The following is a 435-nucleotide window of genomic DNA, read 5'->3' as shown; positions in this document are numbered from 1 at the left end:
AGGGAGACCTAAATCAATGTATGCAAGAACGCGACCGAGAGCTTCGCGGCCACAGTCGTCGCCGGTTCATCGCGACGACGGCGGCCCTCGGGGTCGGCACGCTCGCCGGCTGTACCGGCGGCGACGAGGAGACGGAGACGACGACCGAACCCGAGAGCGGCGAGGGAGTCGAACAGATCGGTTCCGGCCGTTCACAGTTCGGTGACCGCGACATAACCGGAGGCGTGTCCGTCTCGGAGATGCCCGACCTCTCGGGCGAACTCACGCTCTACTCGGGCCGCGGCAAGGCGCTCGTCGGCGAACTCATCTCCTTTTTCGAGGAGTACTACGACGACTTCACCATCCGCCCGCGGTACAACTCGGCGACCGAGTTAGTCAACCAGATTCAGACCGAGGGACAGAACAGTCCCGCAGACGTGTTCTTCTCGGTCAACG

1 pseudogene is annotated in these 435 nt (G+C 63.4%); it reads left to right on the top strand.

Going from position 1 to position 435, the window contains the following annotated elements:
* Nucleotides 1-20: 20 nt before the first annotated feature.
* Nucleotides 21-435: pseudogene (locus DVK07_RS21915) on the top strand (iron ABC transporter substrate-binding protein); the annotation flags it as partial.

The sequence above is a fragment of the Halorubrum sp. Atlit-26R genome, assembly GCF_003666015.1.
In the GTDB taxonomy this organism is placed as follows: Archaea; Halobacteriota; Halobacteria; order Halobacteriales; family Haloferacaceae; genus Halorubrum.
This window is presented reverse-complemented; position numbering and strand designations above follow the sequence as displayed.